26 protein-coding genes and 1 riboswitch are annotated in these 25,742 nt (G+C 54.8%); of the genes, 6 read left to right on the plus strand and 20 right to left on the minus strand.

The window, feature by feature from the left end:
• Nucleotide 1: 1 nt before the first annotated feature.
• From EV102420_RS00580 to EV102420_RS00605, 6 genes are all read right to left on the minus strand, one after another.
• Nucleotides 2-730, minus strand: coding sequence for an urea amidolyase associated protein UAAP1 (locus EV102420_RS00580; protein ID WP_042387711.1), 729 nt, complete (start codon nucleotides 728-730; stop codon nucleotides 2-4).
• Nucleotides 731-734: 4 nt separating this feature from the next.
• The gene (locus tag EV102420_RS00585) at nucleotides 735-1,511 is read right to left on the minus strand and encodes an ABC transporter ATP-binding protein (protein ID WP_042387712.1); all 777 of its coding nucleotides are present in this window, start codon (nucleotides 1,509-1,511) and stop codon (nucleotides 735-737) included.
• On the minus strand, nucleotides 1,508-2,323 hold the full coding sequence (locus tag EV102420_RS00590; protein ID WP_042387713.1) for an ABC transporter permease: 816 nt from the start codon (nucleotides 2,321-2,323) through the stop codon (nucleotides 1,508-1,510). Before EV102420_RS00590 ends, EV102420_RS00585 begins: the two co-directional genes overlap by 4 nt.
• A gap of 18 nt (nucleotides 2,324-2,341) precedes the next feature.
• A complete protein-coding gene (locus EV102420_RS00595) occupies nucleotides 2,342-3,400 on the minus strand; it encodes a putative urea ABC transporter substrate-binding protein (RefSeq protein WP_042387716.1) in 1,059 nt (352 codons plus the stop codon).
• A 58-nt stretch (nucleotides 3,401-3,458) separates the two neighbouring features.
• Nucleotides 3,459-3,557, minus strand: a riboswitch (guanidine-I (ykkC/yxkD leader).
• A gap of 157 nt (nucleotides 3,558-3,714) precedes the next feature.
• The gene (locus EV102420_RS00600; protein ID WP_042387718.1) at nucleotides 3,715-4,170 is read right to left on the minus strand and encodes a DMT family transporter; all 456 of its coding nucleotides are present in this window, start codon (nucleotides 4,168-4,170) and stop codon (nucleotides 3,715-3,717) included.
• A gap of 6 nt (nucleotides 4,171-4,176) precedes the next feature.
• On the minus strand, nucleotides 4,177-4,611 hold the full coding sequence (locus EV102420_RS00605) for a DMT family transporter (protein ID WP_042387720.1): 435 nt from the start codon (nucleotides 4,609-4,611) through the stop codon (nucleotides 4,177-4,179).
• A gap of 100 nt (nucleotides 4,612-4,711) precedes the next feature.
• On the opposite strand from EV102420_RS00605, the gene EV102420_RS00610 reads away from it, so the two are divergent.
• Both EV102420_RS00610 and EV102420_RS00615 read left to right on the plus strand, forming a co-directional pair.
• The gene (locus tag EV102420_RS00610) at nucleotides 4,712-5,647 is read left to right on the plus strand and encodes a LysR family transcriptional regulator (protein ID WP_042387721.1); all 936 of its coding nucleotides are present in this window, start codon (nucleotides 4,712-4,714) and stop codon (nucleotides 5,645-5,647) included.
• Between the two features lie 114 nt (nucleotides 5,648-5,761).
• The gene (locus EV102420_RS00615) at nucleotides 5,762-5,989 is read left to right on the plus strand and encodes a YgdI/YgdR family lipoprotein (RefSeq protein WP_042387723.1); all 228 of its coding nucleotides are present in this window, start codon (nucleotides 5,762-5,764) and stop codon (nucleotides 5,987-5,989) included.
• A gap of 51 nt (nucleotides 5,990-6,040) precedes the next feature.
• Here the strand turns inward: EV102420_RS00615 and EV102420_RS00620 are convergent, their stop codons facing one another.
• A complete protein-coding gene (locus EV102420_RS00620; RefSeq protein ID WP_042387725.1) occupies nucleotides 6,041-7,000 on the minus strand; it encodes a sensor domain-containing diguanylate cyclase in 960 nt (319 codons plus the stop codon).
• A 133-nt stretch (nucleotides 7,001-7,133) separates the two neighbouring features.
• Between EV102420_RS00620 and EV102420_RS00625 the strand changes: the two genes are divergently transcribed.
• On the plus strand, nucleotides 7,134-7,748 hold the full coding sequence (locus tag EV102420_RS00625; RefSeq protein WP_042387727.1) for a Fic/DOC family protein: 615 nt from the start codon (nucleotides 7,134-7,136) through the stop codon (nucleotides 7,746-7,748).
• Here the strand turns inward: EV102420_RS00625 and EV102420_RS22450 are convergent.
• From EV102420_RS22450 to pgaA, 5 genes are all read right to left on the minus strand, one after another.
• On the minus strand, nucleotides 7,745-7,915 hold the full coding sequence (locus tag EV102420_RS22450; RefSeq protein ID WP_165570640.1) for a hypothetical protein: 171 nt from the start codon (nucleotides 7,913-7,915) through the stop codon (nucleotides 7,745-7,747). The two genes, EV102420_RS00625 and EV102420_RS22450, sit on opposite strands and share 4 nt — an antisense overlap.
• 128 nt (nucleotides 7,916-8,043) lie before the next feature.
• A complete protein-coding gene (gene pgaD / locus EV102420_RS00630; RefSeq protein ID WP_042387729.1) occupies nucleotides 8,044-8,478 on the minus strand; it encodes a poly-beta-1,6-N-acetyl-D-glucosamine biosynthesis protein PgaD in 435 nt (144 codons plus the stop codon).
• A complete protein-coding gene (gene pgaC / locus EV102420_RS00635; protein ID WP_042387730.1) occupies nucleotides 8,475-9,809 on the minus strand; it encodes a poly-beta-1,6-N-acetyl-D-glucosamine synthase in 1,335 nt (444 codons plus the stop codon). The genes pgaD and pgaC overlap by 4 nt, the downstream gene beginning before the upstream one ends.
• A complete protein-coding gene (pgaB, locus tag EV102420_RS00640; RefSeq protein ID WP_042387732.1) occupies nucleotides 9,806-11,821 on the minus strand; it encodes a poly-beta-1,6-N-acetyl-D-glucosamine N-deacetylase PgaB in 2,016 nt (671 codons plus the stop codon). Before pgaB ends, pgaC begins: the two co-directional genes overlap by 4 nt.
• A 9-nt stretch (nucleotides 11,822-11,830) precedes the next feature.
• Nucleotides 11,831-14,293 carry a poly-beta-1,6 N-acetyl-D-glucosamine export porin PgaA gene (gene pgaA, locus EV102420_RS00645; RefSeq protein WP_042387734.1) on the minus strand — a complete coding sequence of 821 codons (2,463 nt, stop codon included), beginning with the start codon at nucleotides 14,291-14,293 and terminating at the stop codon, nucleotides 11,831-11,833.
• A 397-nt stretch (nucleotides 14,294-14,690) separates the two neighbouring features.
• Between pgaA and EV102420_RS00650 the strand changes: the two genes are divergently transcribed.
• The 3 genes from EV102420_RS00650 (at nucleotide 14,691) to EV102420_RS00660 (ending at nucleotide 18,280) form a co-directional block, all read left to right on the plus strand.
• Nucleotides 14,691-15,671 (plus strand): GlxA family transcriptional regulator, encoded by a 981-nt coding sequence (locus EV102420_RS00650; protein ID WP_042388576.1) that lies wholly within the window; start codon nucleotides 14,691-14,693, stop codon nucleotides 15,669-15,671.
• Nucleotides 15,672-15,749: 78 nt separating this feature from the next.
• Complete coding sequence (gene gap / locus EV102420_RS00655) at nucleotides 15,750-16,760, plus strand: type I glyceraldehyde-3-phosphate dehydrogenase (RefSeq protein WP_042387736.1); 1,011 nt, start codon at nucleotides 15,750-15,752, stop codon at nucleotides 16,758-16,760.
• 158 nt (nucleotides 16,761-16,918) lie between these two features.
• On the plus strand, nucleotides 16,919-18,280 hold the full coding sequence (locus EV102420_RS00660; RefSeq protein ID WP_042387738.1) for a hypothetical protein: 1,362 nt from the start codon (nucleotides 16,919-16,921) through the stop codon (nucleotides 18,278-18,280).
• 99 nt (nucleotides 18,281-18,379) lie between these two features.
• On the opposite strand, the gene EV102420_RS00665 is transcribed toward EV102420_RS00660, so the two are convergent.
• From EV102420_RS00665 to EV102420_RS00700, 8 genes are all read right to left on the minus strand, one after another.
• The gene (locus EV102420_RS00665; RefSeq protein WP_042387740.1) at nucleotides 18,380-18,823 is read right to left on the minus strand and encodes a hypothetical protein; all 444 of its coding nucleotides are present in this window, start codon (nucleotides 18,821-18,823) and stop codon (nucleotides 18,380-18,382) included.
• A gap of 121 nt (nucleotides 18,824-18,944) precedes the next feature.
• A complete protein-coding gene (locus EV102420_RS00670; RefSeq protein ID WP_042387742.1) occupies nucleotides 18,945-20,018 on the minus strand; it encodes a hypothetical protein in 1,074 nt (357 codons plus the stop codon).
• A gap of 14 nt (nucleotides 20,019-20,032) precedes the next feature.
• Entirely contained in the window at nucleotides 20,033-20,479 is a 447-nt protein-coding gene (locus EV102420_RS00675; protein ID WP_042387744.1) for a hypothetical protein, read from the minus strand.
• A 24-nt stretch (nucleotides 20,480-20,503) separates the two neighbouring features.
• Entirely contained in the window at nucleotides 20,504-21,574 is a 1,071-nt protein-coding gene (locus EV102420_RS00680) for a PAAR domain-containing protein (RefSeq protein WP_042387746.1), read from the minus strand.
• Between the two features lie 22 nt (nucleotides 21,575-21,596).
• Nucleotides 21,597-23,558, minus strand: coding sequence for a type VI secretion system Vgr family protein (locus EV102420_RS00685; protein ID WP_042387748.1), 1,962 nt, complete (start codon nucleotides 23,556-23,558; stop codon nucleotides 21,597-21,599).
• A gap of 94 nt (nucleotides 23,559-23,652) precedes the next feature.
• Nucleotides 23,653-24,111 (minus strand): hypothetical protein, encoded by a 459-nt coding sequence (locus EV102420_RS00690; RefSeq protein ID WP_042387750.1) that lies wholly within the window; start codon nucleotides 24,109-24,111, stop codon nucleotides 23,653-23,655.
• A gap of 14 nt (nucleotides 24,112-24,125) precedes the next feature.
• Nucleotides 24,126-24,887: an ankyrin repeat domain-containing protein gene (locus EV102420_RS00695; RefSeq protein WP_042387751.1), complete on the minus strand. Its 762-nt coding sequence runs from the start codon at nucleotides 24,885-24,887 to the stop codon at nucleotides 24,126-24,128.
• Between the two features lie 45 nt (nucleotides 24,888-24,932).
• Nucleotides 24,933-25,706 (minus strand): ankyrin repeat domain-containing protein, encoded by a 774-nt coding sequence (locus EV102420_RS00700; RefSeq protein WP_042387753.1) that lies wholly within the window; start codon nucleotides 25,704-25,706, stop codon nucleotides 24,933-24,935.
• Between the last annotated feature and the right edge of the window lie 36 nt (nucleotides 25,707-25,742).

Genomic DNA, 25,742 nt, shown 5'->3' on the forward strand with positions numbered 1-25,742 from the left:
CTTACAGGGCAAACAGCTGGGTGTTGGTAAAAGCGCGACCGTTTTCGGGACGGGTCAGCAGGGCATTAACGGCGGCCTCGTTGTCGGTGGCCTCGAACCAGCCCAGCGCCACCGGACGCGGGGCGTACTCGGGCTGCGGATCCATCGGGTGTGGCAGCGCGGTCAGGACGATTAGAGTGTCCATCGGGGCATACAGCTCGACATAGCTTCCCGGCGTTGAGAAGCCGCTGTGGAAGGTAAAGGCCCCCTGCTCGTCAACGCTGACCTTGCTGAAGAAGTTCACCACCATCAGCAGATCCTCAAGATTGAGATCCCATTTGCCCATCTCCACCAGCAGGTTATCCATGCCGTTGCGGTAGAAGCCGTTGCGCAGCTCCTGATAACGGCCCTGACCATACTTCTCGGCGGTCTCCTCGGCGTTCAGCACCCCGCCAAAGGGATCGTGCCAGCCGCAGGTATCCGCCACGATGCCCGCCAGCACGCGCCCCATGTCGGAGTAGAAGCAGTGCCCGGCGGTGAGCCTGGCGGTGTGCTGGCCCTTGAGAGTATCCGGCAGGTTCAGACGCTCGCTCTTCTCGTGAGCGTTGAGCATCATCATGCTGACGTTCGCCCCGCCCTCGCTGTCGGTGAGGCGCAGGATCTGCCCACGCTTGAGAATAAAAGAGGCGTGACCGCCGCCGGGAACGGTCTCCTCGCGAATGGCGGTTGCGGTATGCAGAGAGTGCGTCATCGAATTAGCTCCTTAAAGAAATGACGTTAGCGGGCGGCGGGGTCATGACCTCCGCCATGCGCGCCTCGTTCAGCGGGATGTCGTACGTGATCCGCGCCCCGTAAGCGTTCGGCTCGTGGGGGTCGATGCGCACCTTGTCGAAAACCAGCAAGCGCGTGCCGAGGTTGAACCCCTCGGAGAGATCGTGAGTGACCATAAAAACGGTCATCCGGGTTTCGCTCCACAGCTGAAGCAGCAGAGCGTGCATGTCCTTGCGGATGCCCGGATCGAGCGCGCCAAACGGTTCATCCAGCAGCAGCACCCGCGGCTGCATAATGAAGGCCTGGGCGATGGCTAACCGCTGCTGCATCCCGCCCGAGAGCTGGGCTGGATACTTAGTCAGGGCATGACCAAGACCGACCTTCTCCAGCATCTGCGCCGCCTGTTCGCGGGCCGCTTTTTTACGGCTGCCGAACAGGCGGCCTAGCAGCGGACTGGTCGGCAGTTCGAGGCCGATAGCGACGTTATCCAGCACGTTAAGGTGCGGAAACACCGAGTAGCGCTGAAACACTACGCCACGGCTGCGATCCGGCTCCGCCGCCAGCGGCTGGCCGTCAAGGGTAATGCTGCCCCGGGTGGGGCGCTCCTGGCCCAGCAGCAGGCGCAGGAAGGTTGATTTGCCGCAGCCCGATGCCCCGACCATGGAGCAAAACTCCCCCTGCTGGATTTGCAGGTTGACCCGCTCCAGCACCACGTGGTTGCCGTACTCTTGCCAGATGTTGTTGATATCGATAAAGCTCATGCCTTCCCTCCTTCCGCCCAGGGAAAACAGGTTCTGTGCAGCGCCCGCAGCGCCAGATCCATCAGCCAGGCCAGCAGGGTGATCCAGACGACGTACGGAATGATGACGTCCATTGCCATATAGCGGCGGACCAGAAAGATGCGGTAGCCCAGCCCGGCGGTGGAGGAGATCGCCTCGGCGGAGATCAGGAACAGCCACGCAGATCCGAGCAGCAGCCGCAGAGAGGTAAGCAGGCGCGACAGCAGCTGCGGCAGTACGACGCGCAGGACCAGCGTCCAGCTGCTGGCCCCCAGCGTCTGGGCCTTAATCAGGATCTCCTGCGGGATCTCCCGCGCCCGGTGCTCAAGATCGCGGGCCAGCATCGGCGTAATGCCGATAACGATCAGCATGATCTTGGACAGTTCATCAAGACCGAAGACAATAAACAGCACCGGTAGGATCGCCAGGGGTGGGATCATCGACAGCACGGTCATCAGGGGCGACAGCGATGCCCGCCACATTGGGAAGACCCCGGCGGTGATGCCGATGCACAGCCCGATCAGCGAGGCGATAACCAGCCCGGTGAGCAGGCGCGCCAGGCTCACCAGGGTATCCAGCCAGAAGAGGTAGTCGCCGCTGCGCCTGTCCGGCGTGAAAGCCATCCGATCAATGGCGGCCAGCATGCCGTCGAGGCCCGGCAGCAGCTTGTCGTGCGGGTTGGCCTCAAGGCGTACCGCGGAGCCAAGAAAGTAGGCCGCCAGCAACAGGACAAACGGCAGCAGCACCAGCATAAGGCGCATACCAGGCTGTGGGTGGCGGTTAATTTGTCGCATGCACAGGCTCCGTTAGTCTTAAAGTTTGCCGTCGGCGGCCAGCTTCACGAAGCTGTCGTCAAAGCGCAGCTTGACGTTGCCCGCATCGCCCTGGGTCACGTTGCCTGGGAAGGCCATGCCGATAAAGTCCGCGCTCTGCGCCCCATCACCCAGTAGCCCCTTGTCGAAGGAGAACTGCGCTACGCGCTGCATGGTTTTCGCCAGATCGCTCGAAGTAGTGAAAGCGAGGTTATCCGCCGGGGTATAGAAGAGATGGGTGGTTTTTAGCTGCGCCTGGTAGCCCGCCAGATCGGTGCCGGAGGCTGCCGCCATGGCGTTCAGCGCCTTCGCATCCTGGGCTTTCATCAGGCCCATCATTTCGTACCATGCTCCGGTCAACGCCTTGCCCAGCGCCGGGTTATCCTTCAGCGTTTCGGTATTGACCACCATCATGTCGATCAGCTCGCCCGGTACGGCGGTAGAGCTAAATACTTCGGTGGTTTTCGGCGTCGCCTTGATGGTGGAGAGCTGCGGGTTCCACGCCACCGCCGCCTGGACGTCATCGGTGGCGAACGCAGAGACGATGTCAGCATCGGAGGTGTTCACCACCGTCACGTCACGCTCCTGCAACCCGGCCTTCTCCAGACCGCGCACCAGCAGATAGTGGGAGACAGACAGCTCCGGCAGGTAGATTTTCATCCCTTTCAGGTCGGCGAGCTTTTTGCGTTCGCCCTTAAGCACCACGCCGTCGTTGCCTTCGGAGTAGCTGCCGAGGACCAGCGCCGTGGTATCGACCCCGCCTGCGGCCGGAATGGTCAGCGCATCCATATTGGTCATGGTGCAGCCGTCAAACTGACCGGCGGTATACTGGTTAATGGATTCGATATAGTCATTGAGCTGGACGACGTTGATTTTGATGCCGTACTTACTCGCCCATTTGTCGATGATCTTCTCGCTGCTGATGGTGCCCCACGGCATCCAGCCCGCGTAGATGGTCCAGCAGACGTTGAACTCTTTTTTAGCCGCCGCGAATGAGGGAACGCTGGTAAGCAGGGCCAGCGACAGAGCAAGCGTGCGGAGAAAGGAACGTTTTTTCATTATCTGACCTCGGGTTGGCACAAAAACAGGGAGCAGCGCGACACCCTCTGGTGCTGCTGTCTCCCGGGCTTTTGTCCCGCCGTGTAACCTCAGAGAGGTCGCCAGCTCTCGGACCAGCATTCATCAGCGATGAACCGGAACCCTAGCCAGCCATTTTGTACAGATACGTTGTGTTGCGCTGCCTTCTGGATAGAACAGTGCAAAAGCTATGCCAGGCGCTAACGCCCGCAAACGGTGCCTGCTGCGAGCGCAGCAGGCGAAAAGTGCGCCCCAAAATTGGGCAGTGCTATGTGATGGTGCAATACGGCCGGATCCTACTCTTCCGCCTGGCTTTTACTGCCGGAGTAGATAAACCAGAGGGCAATTCCAAGGCAGACTACTGCCCCCAGTCGGGTAGCGGAGAAGGGGATCGCCTCGTTATGCAGCCAGCCAAAGTTATCGATCAGCATGCTCATCGCCAGCTGGCCGAAGATCACCGCCACGGTGGCCACCGCCGTGCCGATACGCTGCACCGCCAGCACCATAATCACGATATAGGGTACGCCCAGCAGCGCGCCGAGCAGCTGCCACTTCGGCACCTCCAGCAGGGTGACCGCATGCTTTGTCTCGAAGAAGAAGATCAGCAGGGCGGTAATCAGCGCTCCTACCGAGAAGGTGAGAAACGCGCTGCGAAACACGCCTACCTTGCTGCCCAGCTGGCCGTTGATCGCGGCCTGCACGCTTAACAGTGCGCCGCCCACTACGGAGAGAATAATCATCAGTAGGATCATTGTTCGTTATCCTTTTGCCACCAGCGCCAGTGCGGCGATGATGAAAACCAGTGCCCACAGGCGCTTTGCATCAATTTGTCTGCGCCCGGTCCCAAACAGTCCAAAGTGATCGATCACCAGGCTTTTAAACACCTGTCCGGCCAGGATGCCGATCATGCACATGGCTACCCCAACAATCGGCGCGGCCAAGGTGAGGATCACCACGTAAACCGGGCCGAGCACACCGCCGAGCAGCTGCCAGCCGGGCTGGCTGAAAAAGGAGGGGCTGGTGCGCGGGCTGAAGAAGAGCATCAGCAGGAAGGTGAGCGCGGCCCCGACGCCAAAGATGCTAAAGGTGGCCCACAGGTGCCCTACCTCGCCCCCCAGCGGGCCGAGAATGCCAGCCTCTACCGACAGCCCCATGCCGCCCACGATCACCAGTAAAATCAGTAAGAATTGCATGACTACGTCTCCCTTAAGAACAGAAGCGCAGCAGCCTAAAGCAACCTTCAATATTAAAAAACGCTATAATGCGGGAAACACCTTTGCAGGTTCTGCACTAATGAACGATACAGGCTCGATCACTCTGCGCGCGCTGCGCTTTTTTGTTGCCGTCTACGATAAACAGAGTTTTTCAGCAGTGGCGCGCCGGGAGGGCGTCTCCGCCTCGATGATCTCTCGCACTGTGATCCAGCTGGAGAACGTGCTGGGGCAGCAGCTTTTCTATCGCAATACCCGGGCGGTGATCCCTACCGAAGCGGGTCATCTGTTTATGGTGCACGCTCGCGCCATGCTGGAAAACATGCACAGCGCGCAGACGGAGCTGCAAAACCGCGCCGCCGTGCCCGCCGGGCTGGTGCGTATCAATGCCCCGGTGTTCTTTGGTCAGCACCATATCGCTCCCTGGCTCAGCGACCTGGTGGCGCGCTATCCGCAGCTACAGATTGAGCTGAACCAGACCGACGACTATATCGATCCCCATCGCGACGCTGCCGATCTGATCTTTCGCATTGGCACCCTAACCGACTCCTCTTTTCATGCGCGTATTTTAGGCACCCAGCGCTACTACCTGGCCGCGTCACCGGACTACGTAGCAAAACACGGCGTGCCGCAGACGCCAGCGGAACTGAATCAGCATCGCTGCCTGGTCTACAGTGGCTCCTCCGGCCCTAACCGCTGGCTATTTAACGCCGAGGGCAGCGAGTGGGTGCACTACCCGGTAGCGGCCCACCTCAGCTCAAATAATGCTGAGACGCTGCTTACCGCTGCGCTGGGCGGCATGGGAATTGTGTTATTTCCGGACTGGATGGTGGGCAGCTGCCTGCGGCAGGGAACATTAGTTGAGCTATTAGCTGACTATCACCCTACAATTAATGCCGGGCCGCAGCATATTGCCGTGATTTATCCCAACACCCGACATCCGCCTTTAACAGTACGTGCGGTTATCGATTATTTTGTCGAGGTTTATGGCACCCCCCTTTATTGGCAGGTCACCTGAACTCATGAGAAAGTTGTAGAATTAAAAAAATCTTCTACACTTATTTCCAAGGCTTCGATTTTAATCACGTTTTGATGAGGTCTTTAATATTCAACTGACAATCAGGAGAGTCTAATGAAAAAAGCGATCGTTTTACCTGTTGCAATTTTACTTGGCGCAGCGGCCCTGTCTGGTTGTACCCGTACCAGCTATGCGATTCATACCAACGATGGCCGGACCATCATCACCGATGGCAAACCTGAGCAGACCGATGCAGGCCTGTTAGGCTATAAAGATGCCAACGGCGTTAAGCAGCAGATAAACCAGTCCGAAGTTCAGAAGGTCTCTGAAGTGCCTCATTAATAGAAGGGCCCCTACGGGGGCTTTTTTATTGCCCCCTCCACCCTCTCTCAATTAACGCCCCTTGCGCTTCTCAGAATACATCACCGTATCGGCATCCTTTAGCATATCCACGAGATCGTCATATTTTTCCGTGCTATTTTCCAGCATGCCGTAGGCGTAATTTAACGGATATTTCTTACCTACATGACTATACCAGTCATCTATTTTAGTTTGCAGATTGAATAAAAACGCGTCGGCATCATTCTGTCCATTATGCGCCAGCAGCACGGCAAAAGCGCTACTGTCCACGCGCCCGCAGACGTCGCCACTTTTCATGCAGCTATTAAGACATTTGGCGAAGGCACGTAGAGCATTATCTCCCTCAGCATGCCCCCAAATATCATTAAGAGAGTGCAAGTCTTCGACCACGAAATAGAGCAGCGTAAACGGCGTTGCGTCCCGGGTGAGCTCGACAAAGCGTTTATCGCCAATCTGGAAAAAACCACGGCGGTTAGGCAGCTCGGTCAGCTTATCGGTCATCGCCATGCCGATAATCACCAGCTCATCTTCCACAATCGCGCCTAAATCGAGCAGGAGATTAATATCGTCGGAGCTGAACTCCCGTGGCTTATTATCCAGCAGGCAGATGGTCCCGGCGATCGATCCATCGGGCAGGCGCACCGGACAGCCCGCATAGAAACGCACAAAGGGTTCATCGTGTACGAGCGGGTTATTGTCGAAGCGGTCGTCTTTCAGCGCATCTTTAACGATCATAATGCCCTGCAGCAGGATCGCGTGGGCGCAGAAGGAGACGTTGCGCGAGGATTGCCGCATATTGAACCCCTCGCAGGAGATCATCCACTGCCGATCCCGGTCCAACAGGGTGATCAGCGCAATGGGCACGTTAAAGGTCGCTTTTGCCAGCCGGGTAAGGCGTTGCAGCCGCTCATCGTCTTTTTTATCAAGTAAATCCATCATATAGAGCGATTTTAAGCGCTCTTTTTCATTAGCAGGTACACCGGGAAATTTCATAGACGCCCTCTCTGGTTTTAAACAATATAACCGAGAAGTGCAGTTTTGGTAGGTTTGACGCCGATCATGCCGCCAGACAGTAGAGAATGGAATGATGTACGGCACAGAACGAACATGACAAAGGGATTTTGCGATGAGCCGATACAGCGTTTCACATAGCGAAGGAAAGTATGCCAGTGGGTCCGACGAGCTGGTTTTACAAAATAAGTTAGGTATCACCTGTGCTAAAGAGATGGATGGCGCAGAATTGGTACTATTAGAGAAGCTCTATCAAACTGTTTTTGAAGAGAAATTCCCAACCGGTAAAATATCTTTCTCTATGATAAAGCACTGGCATCGCATTTGGTTAGGAAATATATATGAATGGGCTGGGCAGATAAGAGCGGTAAACATTAGTAAGGGAGGATTTATGTTTGCTCCCGCAGCTCAGTTACAAAAATTGATAAGCAGCTTCGATAAAAATTACCTCGCGACATATACACCATGCCATGGAATGGATATCGCTCATCTTGCAGAGGCCATCGCTGTTGTACATGTAGAATTAATACTTATCCATCCATTCCGTGAAGGTAATGGCCGTTTGGCACGGCTGCTGGCCGATGTGATGGCCGTTCAGGGCGGGCGTAAACCGTTGAATTATCAAAGCTGGGAGCATAATAAAGCGCGCTATATTGCTGCTATTCATGCTGGTATGGTGATGAACTATAACCCAATGGCGCAATGGGTTATAAAGGCGCTAGAGGATTAGATGGCTAAACGTAGATGGGCAAACTTCTTACGCTGGATTTTTAAGGAAGCTTCAATAGACTGCGATGATTGCCCTGTTTCGATGGCCGTTGACGTCACGACGGTCCGAGTAAGCTGTTCACGCGAAGGTTTCTTGTAGGGTACATTCCCGTTTTTAACGCTATCCATACGGTATCTCCTGAGCAGCTCAAATAGAATACTATTATAAGCAAATACCGCCACGCTGTCTGCGAACTTATGATGAAGTACCTTGCCCAGGTCGCTCTCCCGCGTTCTGGGCAAGGCGCTAAACGGCGTTAGGCAACGCTGGCGATAAGGCCTTTGTCTACCTCCGCGCGGCTGATCGCACCGGTATCGTAGTGAAACACGGTCAGCACACGGCCGTTGCTCAGATCCTGCACCAGCGCCGGGGCGATGCGGAAGCTGGCTGCCAGTTCATCGCGACCCAGTCCCGGACGACGCTTGCGGCGCTCGACGCGGAAGCGGATCTGGTTATATTTGGCCCAGCCAATCAGCACCGCCGCGTTGATCAGGGCGACCATCAGGTAGAACGTCACCGTATTGACGGTAGAAAAGAGCGGGCCAAAGCCAATAAACGGCGCGTTGGCCAGCGCGTTGATCAGTCCTGCATAGACGAGGTAAGAGAACCCCAGCCAGGCAATCAGGGTCAGGGCCACGTCAAAAATACGCGGCATAATACGCAGTTCAGTAAAAATCAGCGGTTGTTTCATGGATCATTTCTTCCTATACCACGGTCAGGACTTACCCAGCGCGCTCTGCTGCGCTTGCGCATCAGCATCACTTTGGGGAAGGCGACCAACGTTGTGAACAAACTCAACATCCAATAAACCACCGGGAACCAAATGATCCAGAAAAGCGACGCGCCGATACCATGCTCATAGCGTCGTTCAATAATCAAACTCACCAAAAACTGCAGGAGACAAACCACGCCGAGCATGAGCCCGGTAAAAGCCGGTGGGAACAGATGTTGTACATGGAGAGAACTGGGCATGGGGAAAACCAGCCCAACGAGGAACAGCAGGATCGTTACCGCATAGGCAAACGCCCAGGCGGTCGAGAGGCAAAACTCCAGGAATAGCGGCCACATGCGGCGATACTCCCAGGCCCACAGGCGGCGCATGTTGACGATAAACACCTCTGCCCCGCCCTGGGCCCAGCGCAGGCGCTGCTTCCACAGACCTTTCATGGTCTCCGGCATCAGGATCCAGCAGAGCGCACGCGGCTCGTAGAATACGGTCCAGTGACGCAGCTGCAGCTTCCAGCTGATGTCGATATCTTCCGTGATCATATCCGGGCTCCAGTAGCCCACTTCCGACAGCGCGCGACGGCGGAAGGCAGCAATTACGCCGGAGACGGTGAACACCTGACCGTAGACGCGCTGGGTGCGCTTGATCAGGCCGATGATTGAGGAGAACTCGCCAACCTGCACGCGGCCCACCAGCGTAGAGCGGGTGCGGATCCGCGGGTTGCCGGTGACTGCACCGACGCGAGGGTATTGCAGCAGCGGTGCCACCAGGTAGGCCGCCGCGTCGCGATCCAGCAATGCATCACCATCGATACAGACCAGGAAATCGCTCCGCGCCGAGGCCGCGCCGGTCTGCAACGCCACCGCTTTGCCCTGGTTCTCCGCCAGATGGATCACCCGCAGACGCGGATACTCAATCGCCAGCTGATCCAGCACCTCGCCGGTGTTGTCCTTTGAGCCGTCGTTGATGGCGATCACCTCGATATTTTCATAGCGCTGGGCCAGCGCCGCCTCAATGGTCTCCCGCGCGTTCAGCCCCTCGTTATAGCAAGGGATCAGGATGGAAATGAGCGGGTTCCCCTCCAGCTGCGGCGGCGGCGTGTTTGGCCCCCAGGGCCAGTGACGCTCCCGATGGAACCAGAAGTAGAGCCCGCCGCTGATCCATAACGCGGACATAAACAGCGGCCAGAAGAAGACGAAGTTCAGGATCATATCGCCGGTGAAAATCGCCGCGACCCCCAGCGGGAAGCTGAACATCAGGCACAGTATGAGAAACGCTACAATGCGATCGGTCATTTTTGCGGATACCAGTATGATGAGAAGGCAGAGCGGATCTCAGACATCTCGGGTTGATCGTTAAGGAAATCGTCAGGGTAGTAGCCGTAGCTGTCCGCACCGCTCAACTTGAGCTGGCGCATCCACTCGGTCATCTGTTTGCCACTGATGTCTTTCTCTTTCGCGTCAGCACGCCAGTCCTGCGCCTGCAGTTCAAAGACGGTTTTATCTAGCGCACCGGGGCGCTGGCCCACAATTTTCACCATTCTGTCCAGCCAGGCTTTGTCCTCGCCCTCCGGCACGCCCTCCATCCACGGCATGGCCATCGGCGCAGTCCAGTCGTAGGTAGCCAGGAAATCGTCGAGGTTCTGTGCGAACCACGCTTCGCTCTCTGGCTCCATGATCGGCGGCGCGTAGATGTTGCGGGCGGTTTGCACCTGCGGCCCACGAATGGCGCGTACCGACGCGGTGAGATCGCGGGTAAAGTCGATCAGCGTCTTACTCTTGAAGCGCGTCCAGCGTTTAAAGGTCTCTGGATTGCTGCGGATCTCCTCGATGCTGCCCGGGAAACCTGCTGCCTTGTAAGCGCGCAGCGCATCCGGCGAGGCATCCTCGAAATCGCTCAGGAAGGCGTCATCGTGGAACAGCACGCCGTTGAAGGCGGCCCCTTTCGCCAGATCTTCATAGATGTCGGTGATACGCTTGCGGGCCTCCGGGTTCCACGGCGACAGGCGCACGTACTGCTTGCGCTCCACCGCGCTGCGCTTGGTATCCGGGTTCCAGGCCGTGACGCGTGGGAGCGGATCGTCCATCTGGAAAGCCAGTACCGGCATCCAGGCATAGACGTTCACCCCGCCGCGGCTCTGTAGCTGCCAGGCGATAAAGTTGAACAGATCGGCGCGCATCGGCAGCCAGCGGTTCGGGAAGTAGAGCTCGCGGATGTTGCCGTCGCCCTCGGGATCGGCGTACGCCTGCAGGAAGACATGGGAGATCTTCATGTCGTACACACGCTGGATCAGCATGTCGATGTTGCGTCGCTGCTGCGCCGGATCCTTGTCATAGACGTAGTCGAGATCGATATGCATCACGCGCATATTCTGCTTCTCACGCACCTGGGCAACCTGGCTGGCAAAGGTTTTCAGCGACGGGTTGTTGGTGATCAGGATGCGCGGGATATCCTCCAGGTTCGCCGCGTTAGCCAGACCCTGGTTGAGGGTAAAGGCCATGCGATAGCCGTGCTGATGGATCAGCTTCAGCGACGTACCGTTTGCCGCTCCGTAGGGCCAGACCCACGCGCGTGGCGCTTTACCGGTGACCTCGGTGATTTTATTGGTCACCAGATCGAGGTCCTTGTTGATACGCGCCTCATACTCCTCGTCGGTTTCATACTTGCCGGTGGCTTTGATGTAGCCACGGTTGGCAATGGCTGGCTCCTTGCTACCCTGCGGGTTCGCCTGGATGCCATAGTGGGACGCCCAGGTGTGTGCCCCCACCTCAACCAGCGGTGACTCGCCCATCTCCTTGACCATCTGCCAGGTCGCGAACTTGTCACGCGCCGTTTTTAAGCCGCCGAAGTCGATTGGCTGGTTGGCAGGTGTATCCACCCAGCTGCCCACCGGGGCCCAGACCGCAGGCCAGTTGTAGGCTTTGAGGATCGGCCAGACGCGGGTGTAGAAGCTGCTGTAGCCATCGTCAAAGGTCAGCATGACCGCCTTTTCCGGCAGCGTGATTTTACCGTCGTGCGCATCCAGCACCTGCTGCGCGGAAACCGGTTTATAGCCATTGTCACGCAGCCAGGCGATCTGATCGTTTAATGCGCTGGTGCGCACCGAGAGATAGCGCTGGTCCGCAGCGCCATCCTCAACGTCGTGATACCCCAGGACCAGAAAACTGTTTTTTGGCCAGGCGCTGTCCGCGTTCAGCGGCGGTCTGGCAGAAGGTGGAAGATAACCCGGCTTCTCAGCACTGCTACAGGCGGTGATGAGCATCCATCCGGCGATGAGTGTTGCGGCTCGCAGCCATTTCTTAAACATGACCTGTCCTCAGAACCTGACATTCAAATCAAATGCGAGGGAGATATTCCGCTCACGCTTACCGTCGTAGGGACGTTTATCCCAGGTCAGCATCAATCCGCCGTCCACGACGTTGTTCCACTGAACCCGTTGTCCATACCCAAATTGATTTATTGCCCCAACGCTGTGGCCTTTCTGCCAGTAGGCCCCTGCCCCAGCGGCAATCTCCTGTTTCCATATCGTGTCGTAGTGCTGATACATCACATGCTCGGCGGTCAGCGCCGGCACCACAGAGAGATCGCGTTTCGGGTTGTAGTAGTAGACATCCTCCTTGGTGTTGGTACTGCCGCTAATGCCCGGCGTGAAGTCGAGAGTAAAGCGCGGGGTGGTCCACAGCCGCTCTTTGCCGCTCAGGCCGTACTCGATGCGATCGTTATCATCAGAGAAGTGCGAGGCGGCGAAGGAGAGCTGATACTCCCGGCGCTCGGTCTGGTGCCAGCGCAGATAGAGATCGCCGCTGTTGGCATAGACGTTGTTGCGCAAAGCGCGCAGCGGGGTATTGCGCGACAGCCGCTCCGCAGAGCCGCCCAGCCGCCAGTTGTCGTTGAAGTCATGCCACGCCGACAGACGTCCGCCAGTCTTCTGCCCGTCGCCGTAGTTACGCGTTGACACTTCCATTTCGGCCCAGTAGTCCCGCGCCGTCCATTCGGTACCGACGCCGAGATCGCGGTTGATCCCCTTACCCTCTTCAAATTCGCCGCTGGCGAAGTTATAGGCCGTAAAGAGCCGCCAGTTATCGGCGATCGGCGGGCTATAGAGCGCCGCGTTAAAGATGAAGTCGTGCTGGCCGCTGACCGGGCTATCAGAGGAGATCCCCTGTGAACCGTTGATCCGCAGCTCGCTCTTGTGGTGTACCTCACGGGCGCGGGCGAGGCGCAGAGAGGATTCATCATCCGGGCTGCGGGCGATGACGTCGTTGGTCAGCTCGTCCGCCTGCCGCCACTCCTGCAACTCAAGGGCGTTCCAGGCCTGCTGCTTCTCCAGCTCAAGGTTGCTTGGCTCGATCACCTCAGCCAGCTTCAGCTCGCGTTCAGCCTGGCGCGGCAGGCCACGGGCGAGCAGCACCGAGGCGTAGGTAATACGCAGCGCCTGGTTGCCGGAGCCGGTACGCGCCAGCCACTCCGCATGCTTTTGGGCCTCCGGCAGATCGTTGGTCTCAATCTCATACTGGGTGAGCAGGCTCTGGCCCAGCAGCCAGCTATCGTTAGGCTGCGGCACGGGGGAACCCAGAACCCGCATCAGGTAGGGGCTCTTTTTAACCAGATCGTCGACCTGGCGCTTCGCCGCCGGGTAGTTGCCGCTGTCGATATGGGCATAGAAGAGATCCTGCTGATCGTCTTCGGTCAGCGGCGTCGCCGGGATCGGGCCGTTGGGGTAGTAGATCGCCATCAGCATCTTTTCGGCTGTCTGTGGATCCTTCTCCGCCAGGTAGGCAGAGGCCACCCAGCGCTTGGCGTAGTCCGGGATCGGCTGGCCGTCCGCAGAGAGCGACTCATACTCCTTCACGGTCTCTTTGGTACGCTTGCGGATCACCAGCGCGCCCAGGCGGTCAATGCGAGCGCGGCGCACGTCGGCCTGTGCCGACGGATCGTCCTTCCAGGCGGTAAGCAGCGCGTCGTAGCGGGCGATGGCTTTATCGGCGACGAGGAAGCGCTCCTCTTCGTTACGGGTAGGGGTAAACGCCGAGCGCACGGTCTGGGCAACCGCGTCCAGCTCCAGCCGCCGCTCAAGGGGGCCTGACGCCACAGAGGGCGGGGTGAGATCCAGCGCCGGACCGGCAATACGGTTGGCAGAGAGCACCGCCAGCTTGGTGGACTGGACGCTTTTGTTCTGCGGATCCAGCGCCTCGGCACGGCTGGTCGCCAGCAGCGCATCCCAGTTTTTACCCTGCGAATGGTAGACGTAGGCCACCAGCGCATCACGCTCGGCCCCCGGCTCCTCCGCAGCCCATCTGTTAGCTTCGGTGATCGCCTGCTCGTTACGGCGGGCGTCGGCCAGCGTCATGATCCAGCCGGTACGCGCATCAGCACTCTTTGGATCGTCCTTGAGGACGTTCTCCCAGACAGCCAGCGAGGCATTCCAATTTTTCTGGTTACGCAGCGCGCGAGCGACAGCGATTCGCCCACGGGGTGGAACCTGGAGGCGATCCTGATAGCGCTGCCAGATACGAACCGTCTCGGCATTGTCATCTGCCCAGGCGGTCACCTGCAGCCAGTCAGCGACCTGATCGGGCGTGAGCGGCGTCTGCTGTTCCTGAGCCTTTAAGTAATTTAGCAGCGGCGCTCGCTCCCCTTCCCGCGCCTGCACAATCAGGGCATCGTATTCAGGAGAGGCTCCGTACGCGAACGTCGGCAGCATGATGCTTGCAGTAAATAAGCACGTGCCGGAACGAAAGCGTCTTACTAAATTGTTACGTCGGTGAATGCTGAACATAGCTGTGCTGTCCTTATTTCCTTATGCCGGAATAAATAAGCATTATCATTAATATGCTGCTGCAATATGCGAGGGGCATCCCCGCGCATCACGGTAATTTATTAGCTTTCACGAAAAATTAATTTCAATTACTACTTTCTTCGTATTTCAACAGTTTCCAGAGTGTATTAAGGCACGTTTTAATAATAAGATCTCGATGTGTGCAAACGTTAGCAGCGGAATATTTTTTTTGCCATCACTGTTAAACAAGTCACGTTAAAAAGAAAATTTTAACACCACTTTTTCTAATACTTTTGGCATTTAATCTTGCCGTATAGCAAAAAACAGGCAAACAACGGCGCTTTTATCTGTGCAGTTAAAAGTTGACTTATTTTATAAAAAGGTTACTTTTCAGGACATGAAGACGTTTCTTATAATTGTCCCTGATGGCGGTATGTTATTTGAGGCCGCTGGCATTGCCGATATTCTGATGCACGCTAACCGCCTGCATCTGGAAGAGTTTTCTGCCGCCCGCTACCGGATAGACATCGCCACTACCCAGCCTCACCAGGTCATTCATGGTCAGTCCGGGTTAAACCTGCTAGCGGATTTCAGGCTGGTGGATCTCGATTATACCGAGCCGCGGGATACCATCATGGTGACCGGCAAGGGCATGAACGAGCAGGAGAACGGCGCGGTTGTGGACTGGCTGCGTCTTGCCGCGCCTCATGCACGTCGGGTGGTCTCTATCTGCGGTGGTGCGCTTCTGCTGGCCCAGGCGGGCCTGCTGGATGGTCGCCGGGCAACGACCCACTGGCGGCGGCTGGAGGAGATGCAGTCCCACTATCCGCTGGTGAAGGTGGAAGGCGGGCCGCTCTATATTCAGGATGGCCATATCTGGACCTCTGCCGGGGTTAGCTCCGGCTTCGATCTTACGCTGGCGTTGGTGGAAGAGGACTATGGCTTTACCCTGGCGCGCGACGTGGCCCAGGATCTGGTGATGTATCTGCGCCGTCCCGGCGGGCAGATGCAGTTCAGCCGTTTCCAGCTGCTTGATGCCGACGGCCCCGGCCCGATTGGCGACGTACAGCGCTGGATCCAGGAGAACCTGACCGCCGATCTGTCGGTTGAGGCGCTGGCGGATCGGGCGGCAATGAGCCCGCGCAACTTTACCCGCGTCTTTACCCGCGAAACGGGCACCACCCCTGCACGCTATGTGGCAGAGGCGCGTCTGGCCGCCGCCAGAAACCGTCTTGAGCAGACCATGGATACGCTGGAGCGCGTGGCGGTCGCAACCGGTTTTGGCAGCAGCATCAACCTGCGCCGAATTTTCGAGAAGCAGCTCAAACTCACCCCCGGCGAGTATCGTCAGCGCTTTCACAGCCGCAAGATGGCGTAAAGTGATCCTTTTTTGTCATTTACGCCATTACGGGCGCGGCCTACTCTGATTCCAGTTACAGCATAACAGGAGTACATCATGGTTAAGGTCGGTATTAATGGCTTCGGCAGGATCGGTCGCAACGTGCTTCGTGCCGCGTTAGGTAATGCAGACGTGCAGATTGTGGCAATCAACGATCTGACGGACAGCAAAACGCTAGCGCATCTGTTAAAGCATGACTCATTGCTGGGGACGCTCCCCGTACCGGTGGAGGCAGCAGAGGGTGAATTGAAGGTAGATGGAAAACCCGTTCGGGTCTTTTCCGAGCGCGACCCGGCAAATATTCCGTGGTCCAGCGTCGGCGTTGAGATTGTGATTGAGGCCACCGGCTTCTTTACCGATCGCGAAAAAGCCGAGGTGCATATCACCCACGGCGGTGCTAAGCGGGTGATCATCTCTGCTCCCGGCAAAAACGACGATCTCACCATCGTGCTGGGGGTCAACCACGACAGCTACGATCCGCAGAAGCACTTTGTAGTCAGCAACGGGAGCTGCACCACTAACGGCCTGGCCCCTGCCGCTCAGGTGCTGCATCAGCGCTTCGGGATTGAGCATGGCCTGATGAACACCACCCATGCTTACACCAACAGTCAGGCGCTGCACGATCAGCCGGAGAAAGATCTGCGTGGGGCGCGTGCTGCGGCCCTGTCGATTGTCCCCTACTCCAGCGGCGCGGCGAAGGCGCTCGGCAAGGTTATTCCTGAACTGGAAGGCCGCCTCACTGGCTACTCGCTACGTGTGCCGGTACCGGTGGTGTCAATTGTCGACCTGACCGTGACCCTGAAGCGCGACGTGACCGTGGACGACGTCAACGATGCCTTCCGTCAGGCCGCCGCCGAAGGGCCGTTGCAGGGCATTCTGGGCTACAGCGACGAGCCGCTGGTCTCCAGCGACTACCAGGGCGATCCGCGCTCCTCAATTATCGATGGCCTCTCTACGCTGGTCATCGGCGGGAACCTGGTCAAGATCCTCGCCTGGTATGATAACGAGTGGGGCTTCTCTAACCGTCTGGTCGACCTTGCTAAACTGATGGCGCAGCGCGGTTTGTAAGCGTTGCTAAGAGATAAAAAAGCGGCTCTGTTTCATCAGGGCCGTTTTTATTAGTATTGCTTAATTATAGATAGGTGTTAATCAACAAAGAGAGAGTGGCTTCACTTTTTATGGGTAGCATGATTTTTCAATCTATTCATTAAAACGTGAGGTTTATTATGGCTGATATTACTTTATACACTGAAACAGATTATCAGGGCGACAGCATTACGGTGCCGCTGTATGAATTAGGAACAGTTTTATCTGACTTCGTTTGGCACTACCGCTCTGCCAAGCTCAATGGCAATAAGCTGAAGGCATTTGCCACGTCGTTAGATTTTGATCCTGTTAATAGTGAAGAAACATTCACCAGTGAAGATGTACCTGATTTTGCATTGTTGTTTAAAAGCATTGAAAATATACTTTCAATAACCACATTCCCTATGAGTAAAGGCGATATAATTGTTGGCATGGATATTCACAACAGTAAACGTGGCTTCCGGACGCTGGCTTTTAGTTGGCTACCTAAACAAGGCGAATATAACTTTAGCGAGTGTTACGAGAATTATACCCTTGATATTACCCGGGGAACACTTGCCATTCTCAACACAGCAGCGTTATCTGCCGTCAGCGTTAAGCTAAATGCCGAAACGGTAACGTTCGATAGTGCAGAACTGGTTGCCGCGCAAATTGGTTCTGAGATAACAGTTGACATTTCTTATTCATCTGAGACAGATTCAATTGATGTCAATCTGGACTCATCTTACTTCACAAGCTCAATTGAAAAATTAGATGAACTTCACTTCCTTGTTCATTTTGAATATAATCCAACCGGATTTTATACTAATGCATTTCTACATGCCAAAGAGGATTACTCAGGGGATAATATTGCGTTTCCTCAAGGTTACACTTTATACCTCCGTAATGAAGAAGGCATATGGCGTTATAAATCACTCGAATCGATAACAACCCTTCCCTATGCGCTATCGTGGTCATATACGAACTATCCTGAAAATGGCACAGGTTATGATTTTAACCAGTACCGAAGTTATGTTGCTAAAACCTCAATCCCTACTCTTGCGGCCATCTTTGATGAGAAGAGTTCATCACCCGTTAGTAGTGTTTATTGCTCTGCCATACTGCCTGTATACCTACGGCCAATAAATGCAGATGCACCAGAGAACTGGTTATCTTTTGTGATTGAAAGCACCTTTACTTCAGTAAGGGTCGCAGACGGAAAACAAACTTACACAGCATTTTGTACCAATAATCCCGAGGCCGTGCAAACAGGCGTGATGTGTTTCGTTAGTGAATATAGTTTCGAAACAGATGTTAGCGCCTGTACTTTACGCTACGGTACCTTAAGTGCCGATGGCGCGACGGCAACATGGAGCGGCGAGACAACGCTGAATATTGAGTATGGTGGAGCCGATAATTTAATTATATCGCTTGCAGAGGATGCGCCAGAAGGCTGGGAGATTACGTCAGTGACGAGAGGCGAGGATGGCTGGTATGTAGATATTACCGGAACGGCGTCTTAAGCGTTTAATAAGGGAGCCCAGGCTCCCTGATGCTCTCTAACTGCATTGCGCTGACACATCTGCCAGTTGACGCAGGATGGAAAGAAAAATTTAATTAGCTCAAACATCGGCACCAAACCAAATGCCGTAGAACATCAGGAACGCACTGAATGAAACCGAACATTTTGCCGCTATCAACAGAGCCGGGCCCAATTTATTCGAGACAGATAATATTTTTTGATAATTTTCAGCGTTGTGCACTTCATGGGATCCCATGATCTTTGCAAAAATGGTGCAAAGGAGAACAACCGCCAATTTCACTCCCCATAAACACAAGAGTGACAGGGAAACGATAGCCGTATAATGCCTGGCCGTTGCTATTGAAAATAGTGAGAGTGACAGGGACAACCATTTAAAAAAGAAGCCTATAACAAATGTCCCTAAAAGAATTAGCCCAAGCAGTAAAGCCATACCCACCCATTGCTTTTTAGAGAAACGATCTTTTCCATTCCAAATCAGAAATAGCGCTAATCCTAAAAAGACAATAAAACCAAACCAGCCCATTTTCCCCGCCCCGGCGTAATATGAATGATTGATTAAAGGATATACTGTAATCAATACTTTACTACACGCCTGCCAGTTACCATGATAGCAACTGGCAGGTATCGTCAACTTAAGTGATGCCCTAAGGTTTTTCGATATGGAATGTTGAAAGGATGATTTCCAGACAGCGTTTATTCGCCTCGAAGTGGTAGTCGCTGTGATTGCGGTGCCTGCCGACCAGCTCTACGTAGCCCCAGGCTTTACCCAGGCTGAAAATATAACACTGGTACATAGCGCGCATCTTTTCCTCGGCGCTGAATAGCTCGCCCTGGCAGGTGGAGAGCGTTTCTCCCAGCGAGGGGTTAAACGCGTTCTTTACCGTGCTCAGCGCTTCAGTGGTAAGCGTGACGGCAGTTTCATGCTCATGGAAACGCTTGGTGGCAACCATGAAAACATCCTGTGCGTTAAACAGCGTCTCCTGCGAATAGAAGCACAGATTAATCACGCCGTAGTTGATATCACCAAAGGTATGCTCAACCACCAGCCGCGTGTCCGTCAGCGCCTTAGCCTGCCAGGAGTCCGGGATTTTAAAGCCGCTGCTATTTTTATTGCTGAGGCTTACGGTCTTCAGCAGTTCAGCGAGGGCCAGATTACTGCGATGCAGCAGATCCCAGTTCACCACCGTAAAATACATATCATTGGCCAGCGCCGGATAGTCACGCGATGCACAGGCCGCTTTAATCAGGAAGTAGTTGCCGCCGCCCTCTTCAGGGTTGTAGTCCTTCTGCACGGTAAAGCGTGAGATCACTTCGTCGCCGGAGGAGTGGGTTTTAAGCGTCAGCACATCGGCAAAGACGCCGCTACCGGCAGGATTGACAATCAAGCGCTGATTCAGCACTTTCTCGCCCATCAGCTCCAGCTTATTAAACAGCCAGTCCGCCGGGTTCATCTCCCACTCACAGCGCTCGTAAGCGGCCCACACTTCCATATAGGGCTGGGCGTCATTCGTCACGTAGCGGCCAAGGTTAGTCAGACCGACCTCGGCAATGTGCTGCGGGGTCAGCTCTGCGGGTTTGACGCGCTTCGGCAGGATCACCCAGTACTGAAGCATTTTCTTATCGGAAGAAGTGTACAGGCACTTCCAGTAGTTCGCCTCGATGTCTTCGTTGCTGGCTGCGGATGCAACGGGAAAAGGATAGTTATTTTCGGTGTTCATAAAACCTCTTCAACTTAAACCGTGGTAGCAAACCAGATACCGTAAAACATAAGGATACAGCCAAGTGATGCCAGGCATTTTGCCAGCACGCGCAATTTTGGACCATATTTATTGACTATTGCTGATAACTTTGAATAGTTCTTCTCGGTGTTATAACGCTTATGAAAGCGCATAATAATATCAAAGATAGTACAAAGCATTACCACAAAAAACTTCGAAAACCATATCGTCATAAATGAGGCAGAGATAAGCACCGTTAGCATCTTCGCTGTCTCTTTAGACATTAAATGCCCGTGTTTCCCCAGCAGTGCCAATAGGATCGCTAACACAAAGGTTCCGATCAGCACAGCAACAAATTTCACTACAAAGGCGCGCCACTCTTTTTTGGTAAAAAGATCCCTACCATTCCAGATATAAACCAGGGTAGTGACTATAAATAAAATAAAGCCTATCCATTTCATTATGCAACTCTCTCCATATACTTTTTAACCGCCGACCAAAACAGTAACACACCCGGTAATGATTGTCCCATCACCGCTGTCTACCGGAGCTGGGGCGGCGGCAGGCTCGTCATCGTCACCCCAGATATAGTCAATGAGGTCGAAGACACGACTAAATACTACCTTTACGCTCGCATCACCCTTGAGTCCGACGAATGTTGCTACCCCTCCAGTCAACCTTACATTGGCAGAGTAGTCGGTGGCATCCCAAAACAAGCTTCCGCCTAACGATCCCCCAAATGAGCCAGCATTAACGTCGGCTTTTGCATCCGCAATGATAAAGCCGAGAATATCAACGTTGGCCATCCCTTCGGCTTTTATCCCTTTTGCTTCCGCACCCACATCGGCGGTAAAACCGTATCGTCCATTATTACCGGTATACCCTTCAAGCACGGCCTTGGCTTCTGCCGTACCGATGGTAACATCTCCCGCAATGCCGCCATATAACCACTTCTCTTTACCGGCAGCGGCGGTACCGCCATACTGCACTCCTGTCAAAGCGCCATTAGCATTGAAACCGTAAATGCTATTATCGCCGCCATAGAGTGAACCGGTGGCATTGCCGACAGCGAGCTTATTACGCATCTCGCCTCTTACCAAATCCTGACTTTTCATGTTACCGAGGGTAATGTCGGACATTGAAAAGCCGACCGAGCCGGTATCAAGATCGCCGTTAAGGCTTTTATCCTCCATACTGGCATACGCGCCCAGCACGCGAGCATCGTAATTGTCGCCATGCATCATGCCATCTTCACCGGCCTTTTTCGCCGCTGTTCCCCCCCAGTACTGCGGTGCAGCGGGTTTCGGCGCAGCGGGTGCAGGCGAGCCGCTGGTGTTGCACTTAGTCTGATCCCCTAAGCGCGCAAGCGGCACACCGTTCACCAGAACCGTGCTGGATCCCGCGACGATCGCACCGCTGCCGTGCTTTGAACAGGACAAGGTGTCCCCCTTACGGGCGGCAGGAAAACCACCGATGATCACATCGGGGCTTCCGGACTGTATTGGACCGGTATGCGCGCTGGTGTCGATTGTTGCTCTCGCAGCAGGCTGTCCCATAATCACTATCCTTCTGCTGAAATTAGCTGTTAATTTTAACGACAGCGCCTTTAATATCGGTCAGGTTGGTTCCGCTGATATTAAGCGTGTCATTCACTTTCAGCTCGCCATCTTTTCCGCCACCCAGCTTGGTCATCTCCGTCCCTTTGAAGGAGGCTTCGGTAATACTCTCTGCCTTCAGCGTACCCTCACCAACGATAATTTCGATGGTCGACGGCGTGATAAGAATATAGTTATCCTTCACCTTCAGCTTGATAGAGGTATTGGCTTCCAGCAGGGCATTACCGTCTTTATCCATGGTTAATACGGTTTGGTTTTCACCGACGTTAATCTTGTGCTGGCTTCCGGTATTGCTGGTTGAGTTCACGCCGACGTTCACGTCGCGATTGCGCTTAACCTTAACGTGTTCATCCTGCCCGATGGTTTTTGTCCGATCGACACCGACGCTGTGGGTTTCACTGTTTTCAATGTCAGTATCCATGTTCCTTTCGGCATGCACCCAGATCTGCTCTGCACCGGCCTTATCCTCAAAGCGCAGGGCGTTAGCATTGTCTTTGTGCCCGTCTTTACTGCGGCTGAAAAAGCCCATCTGCGTGGCGGCAGCGGGTAAGGTCCACGGCGGCATGCTGCCCTCGTTGTAGACACGACCGGTGATGATCGGCCGGTCCGGATCGCCGTTGATAAAGTCGATCACCACCTCATCACCCACGCGCGGGATCTGCACGCTACCGTAGCCCTGGCCTGCCCAGGCGCTGGAGACGCGGATCCAGCTGGAGCTGGTGTCATCCCCTTTCGCCAGCCGATCCCAGTGGAACTTCACCTTCACGCGGCCATATTTATCGGTCCAGATGGATTCGCCTTCCGGGCCGACCACGCGTGCGGTCTGCGGGCCAAAGGTGCGCGGCCAGGGTGTAGCCTGCGCCGGTCGGAAAACCACCGATGTCGGGATGACCGAGAAGTCGATACGGTGAATGGTAAAGCCGTCTGCGCCGCTGGCGTAGCGGTTCTCTTCGAACTGATAGTGTACCGCCGTAGTGAGATACTCCCCGTTGTCGCTGAAGAAGGGGGCATTCAGGAGGGCAAACGTATAGCCCGGCGCGATGCCCATTGCCGTCGCGGTGGCGTGGATCTCCTGGTGCTCCACCTGCCAGCGCTCCTGGCGGATGCGGGCATAGAACTCCCCGTGGCCGTGCTCAACAAAGCGCCCCGGCCAGTCGTAGACGTCAATACCGCCCGGCTTCGGCGAGGTGGGGTTCTGCTGGGCCTTGAACAGCCACGCGTTCGGCTTGCGGAAGTCGTAGTCGTCAAGGCTGTAGATGCCTGGCGTTACGCTGTCGGCCAGCGCCCACTGGCTGATGCCCTCTTCATCCGTACTGCCGCCCGACGGCGTCATGTGGTACGGGATCATCTCGTAGCCGCTAAAGGGTTCATGCTGGGTGGCGGAGTCGGTTAACACCAGCGTGTGGCGATCCGCTTCGTGCTTAAAGTAGTAGGTGATGCCTTCCAGCTCCATCAGGCGGCTGATGAAGTCGAAGCTGCTCTCCTGATACTGAACGCAGTACTCCCACACCCGGTAACTGGACACCAGGCGATCCTCGATATTGACCTGACATTCTCCGAGCAGGGTTTTAACGATCTGCGGCACCGTCTGGCCCTGGAAGATGCGCAGGTTGCGGTCGCGCGTCATTGGCCACAGATCGGGTTCAACGATCAGCTCATATACCGCATAGCGCGACCCGGACAGCTCGACCGCGCTCACGCCTACCTTGGTGATTTTGCCGTTGATATAACGCGGCGACAGCAGGCTCTGCGTCGGGATGGTGATAGTCACCGGCTGGCCCAGCAGCGTACTGCGGTCAAGGCGGGCATCGGTACCGAGCAGGGTCAGCGTTAGCGCGAACGTCTCTGAGAGCGCCTCACGGCCAGAGAGTTTCCAGAAAAGCAGTCCCTCAACGGGAAGCTGGACAGTGATACGGTTAAGCATAATCTTTATTCCATACGGTTTATGCGATGCAGATGATGTGATGGTAAATTAAAGGTGCTGGCAAGATTAACCTACCCAAATTGGTACCTGAATTTTATTTCGATTCAGACTCGTCCCGCTTGATGGGGTGTTTTTTAGCCACGTAGATGAGCGATCCTATTTTTAGTGCCTCAGAGAGGATCAGCAGAGAGATATTCATCCAGCCTCCTGCAATTCCTACCTTCCCGGCAAGTAAGGGGAAGAGCGCAATTGAACAGCGGAACGTCAAAAAACGCAGCACTTCCTGAACCAGGGCAAATTTGATGGCGGCCCCGCTTCTCTTGAAGAAAAGCCACGCCGAGATGAAAAACGTAAATGGCGTAATGATATAAGCCAGATAAAACAGCCCCGCCAGGGGACCGGCAGAGGCAAAAAAGAGGATCACCACAGCCAGGTTACCGGCCGCTGATGCCCACATATTTTCCAGAGACGAGATCGGCCCCATAATGTACCAGGCAATACCGATCGCATCCATAACGCCCCAGAAATAGAAGACTTTTTCTCTTGTGGTCATAATTTATTTCTCATTTATTCAATGGGGTCGGGCGGCCACTTCCCACCGTGCTCAATCAGCTTTTCTTTAATTTTGATCAAATCTTGATAGTGTTCATTATTTGCTTTAGACCTATCTAAAAAGCGTTGCAGCTGATATCCCATTGTCCAGCCACCTTTACCCCGGAAATCAGGATCGGCTCCACGCTCCAGTAAAAGCAAAACATGGTCGTATTCGCCAAAATCGAATGCTTCAATTAATAGGGTATTCCCTAGTGAATCAGTGATATCGACATTAGCTCCATGATCAAGCATCGCTTTTAACGTCTCGGTATTTTTAGCTTTAATGGTTTCGAACAGAATAGGCTCATGATGGATTTTGTCTCTTGCATCAGGTGATAATCCACCATCAAGCATTGCCCTGATCCACTCTCCACTGTCTCCTTTTAAGACAAACTCAGCCGGGCTGCTTCCACCAGCTGGGCGAGGCTGGAGCGGATCTGCTCCGGCCTTTACCAGTTCGGTAATGATTTTTAACCGGGATGCTGTCTTTTTATCGTATATGGCATTGTTAATGGCCCAGAACAGCAGCGTCATATCCTGCTGTCCGGGTTTGTTAAGATCGGTATTCGGCGCGAGTTTTTTCACTTCGTTAACTTCGCCACGCTCGATTGCCTTTGCCAGCACGAGCTGCTGGCCGCTGAAGTAATCCTGCGGATTCAAATCTATTCCCTGCCTGCATCCCTGCGCGATGAAAGTAAGCATCAGTGCGAGGCACACTGAAAATAGTGCTTTCATTAACAACTCCCTGTTATCACAGTATCTGTAAAACGAATAACATAGTTACTCAGCTGGTCGAACGGGAGGCGAAGGTGGCCACTCACCGCCTTTTTGAATCAGCTTCTCTTTTATCTTCGTCAGGATCTGGTATTCATCACTGCCAGGCTTCGCCCGGTTCAAAAAGCGTTGTAGTTGGTTGCCCATTTTCCAGCCGTTATGTGCTCGAATTTCAGGGTCCGCACCACGGTCTAACAGGAAGAGAACATGATCGTATGAGTGATAATTTAACGCTTCGAACAGCAGAGTACTATTTAATGAGTCTGTAACGTTAATATTGGCTCCGTGATCGAGCATCGCTTTTAACGTCTCGGTATTTTTAGCTTTAATGGTTTCGAACAGAATAGGCTCATGATGAATTTTGTCTCTTGCATCAGGTGATAATCCACCATCAAGCATTGCCCTGATCCAGTCTCCACTGTCTCCTTTTAAGACAAACTCAGCCGGGCTGCTTCCACCGGCTGGGCGAGGCTGGAGCGGGTCTGCCCCCGCCTTCACCAGCTCGGTAATGATTTTTAACCGGGGAGCTGTTTTCTTATCGTTTATGGCATTGCTAATGGCCCAGAACAGCAGCGTCATATCCTGCTGTCCGGGTTTGTTGAGATCGGTTTCCGGCGCGAGTTTTTTTACCTCGTCAACTTCACCACGCTCGATTGCCTTTGCCAGAACGAGCTGCTGGCCGCTGAAGTAATCCTGTGGATTCAGCTCCATTCCCTGCCTGCATCCCTGCGCGATGAAAGTAAGCATCAGTGCGAGGCACACTGAAAATAGTGCTTTCATTAACCACTCCCTGTTATCACAGTATCTGTAAAACGA

Source organism: Pseudescherichia vulneris NBRC 102420, from assembly GCF_000759795.1.
In the GTDB taxonomy this organism is placed as follows: Bacteria; Pseudomonadota; Gammaproteobacteria; order Enterobacterales; family Enterobacteriaceae; genus Pseudescherichia; species Pseudescherichia vulneris.

Excerpts from the sequence above, each read along its gene's own strand:
- EV102420_RS00600 (WP_042387718.1), bottom strand. The coding sequence starts at position 4,170 with ATGATCCTACTGATGATTATTCTCTCCGTAGTGGGCGGCGCACTGTTA.
- gap (WP_042387736.1), top strand. The coding sequence starts at position 15,750 with ATGGTTAAGGTCGGTATTAATGGCTTCGGCAGGATCGGTCGCAACGTG.
- pgaC (WP_042387730.1), bottom strand. The coding sequence starts at position 9,809 with ATGACCGATCGCATTGTAGCGTTTCTCATACTGTGCCTGATGTTCAGC.
- EV102420_RS00690 (WP_042387750.1), bottom strand. The coding sequence starts at position 24,111 with ATGACCACAAGAGAAAAAGTCTTCTATTTCTGGGGCGTTATGGATGCG.
- EV102420_RS00695 (WP_042387751.1), bottom strand. The coding sequence starts at position 24,887 with ATGAAAGCACTATTTTCAGTGTGCCTCGCACTGATGCTTACTTTCATC.
- pgaD (WP_042387729.1), bottom strand. The coding sequence starts at position 8,478 with ATGAAACAACCGCTGATTTTTACTGAACTGCGTATTATGCCGCGTATT.
- EV102420_RS00615 (WP_042387723.1), top strand. The coding sequence starts at position 5,762 with ATGAAAAAAGCGATCGTTTTACCTGTTGCAATTTTACTTGGCGCAGCG.
- EV102420_RS00665 (WP_042387740.1), bottom strand. The coding sequence starts at position 18,823 with ATGGGCTGGTTTGGTTTTATTGTCTTTTTAGGATTAGCGCTATTTCTG.
- EV102420_RS00650 (WP_042388576.1), top strand. The coding sequence starts at position 14,691 with ATGAAGACGTTTCTTATAATTGTCCCTGATGGCGGTATGTTATTTGAG.
- EV102420_RS00590 (WP_042387713.1), bottom strand. The coding sequence starts at position 2,323 with ATGCGACAAATTAACCGCCACCCACAGCCTGGTATGCGCCTTATGCTG.
- EV102420_RS00610 (WP_042387721.1), top strand. The coding sequence starts at position 4,712 with ATGAACGATACAGGCTCGATCACTCTGCGCGCGCTGCGCTTTTTTGTT.
- EV102420_RS00620 (WP_042387725.1), bottom strand. The coding sequence starts at position 7,000 with ATGAAATTTCCCGGTGTACCTGCTAATGAAAAAGAGCGCTTAAAATCG.
- EV102420_RS00670 (WP_042387742.1), bottom strand. The coding sequence starts at position 20,018 with ATGAACACCGAAAATAACTATCCTTTTCCCGTTGCATCCGCAGCCAGC.
- EV102420_RS00660 (WP_042387738.1), top strand. The coding sequence starts at position 16,919 with ATGGCTGATATTACTTTATACACTGAAACAGATTATCAGGGCGACAGC.
- EV102420_RS00605 (WP_042387720.1), bottom strand. The coding sequence starts at position 4,611 with ATGCAATTCTTACTGATTTTACTGGTGATCGTGGGCGGCATGGGGCTG.
- EV102420_RS00625 (WP_042387727.1), top strand. The coding sequence starts at position 7,134 with ATGAGCCGATACAGCGTTTCACATAGCGAAGGAAAGTATGCCAGTGGG.
- pgaB (WP_042387732.1), bottom strand. The coding sequence starts at position 11,821 with ATGTTTAAGAAATGGCTGCGAGCCGCAACACTCATCGCCGGATGGATG.
- EV102420_RS22450 (WP_165570640.1), bottom strand. The coding sequence starts at position 7,915 with ATGGATAGCGTTAAAAACGGGAATGTACCCTACAAGAAACCTTCGCGT.
- pgaA (WP_042387734.1), bottom strand. The coding sequence starts at position 14,293 with ATGTTCAGCATTCACCGACGTAACAATTTAGTAAGACGCTTTCGTTCC.
- EV102420_RS00685 (WP_042387748.1), bottom strand. The coding sequence starts at position 23,558 with ATGCTTAACCGTATCACTGTCCAGCTTCCCGTTGAGGGACTGCTTTTC.
- EV102420_RS00680 (WP_042387746.1), bottom strand. The coding sequence starts at position 21,574 with ATGGGACAGCCTGCTGCGAGAGCAACAATCGACACCAGCGCGCATACC.
- EV102420_RS00700 (WP_042387753.1), bottom strand. The coding sequence starts at position 25,706 with ATGAAAGCACTATTTTCAGTGTGCCTCGCACTGATGCTTACTTTCATC.
- EV102420_RS00595 (WP_042387716.1), bottom strand. The coding sequence starts at position 3,400 with ATGAAAAAACGTTCCTTTCTCCGCACGCTTGCTCTGTCGCTGGCCCTG.
- EV102420_RS00675 (WP_042387744.1), bottom strand. The coding sequence starts at position 20,479 with ATGAAATGGATAGGCTTTATTTTATTTATAGTCACTACCCTGGTTTAT.
- EV102420_RS00580 (WP_042387711.1), bottom strand. The coding sequence starts at position 730 with ATGACGCACTCTCTGCATACCGCAACCGCCATTCGCGAGGAGACCGTT.
- EV102420_RS00585 (WP_042387712.1), bottom strand. The coding sequence starts at position 1,511 with ATGAGCTTTATCGATATCAACAACATCTGGCAAGAGTACGGCAACCAC.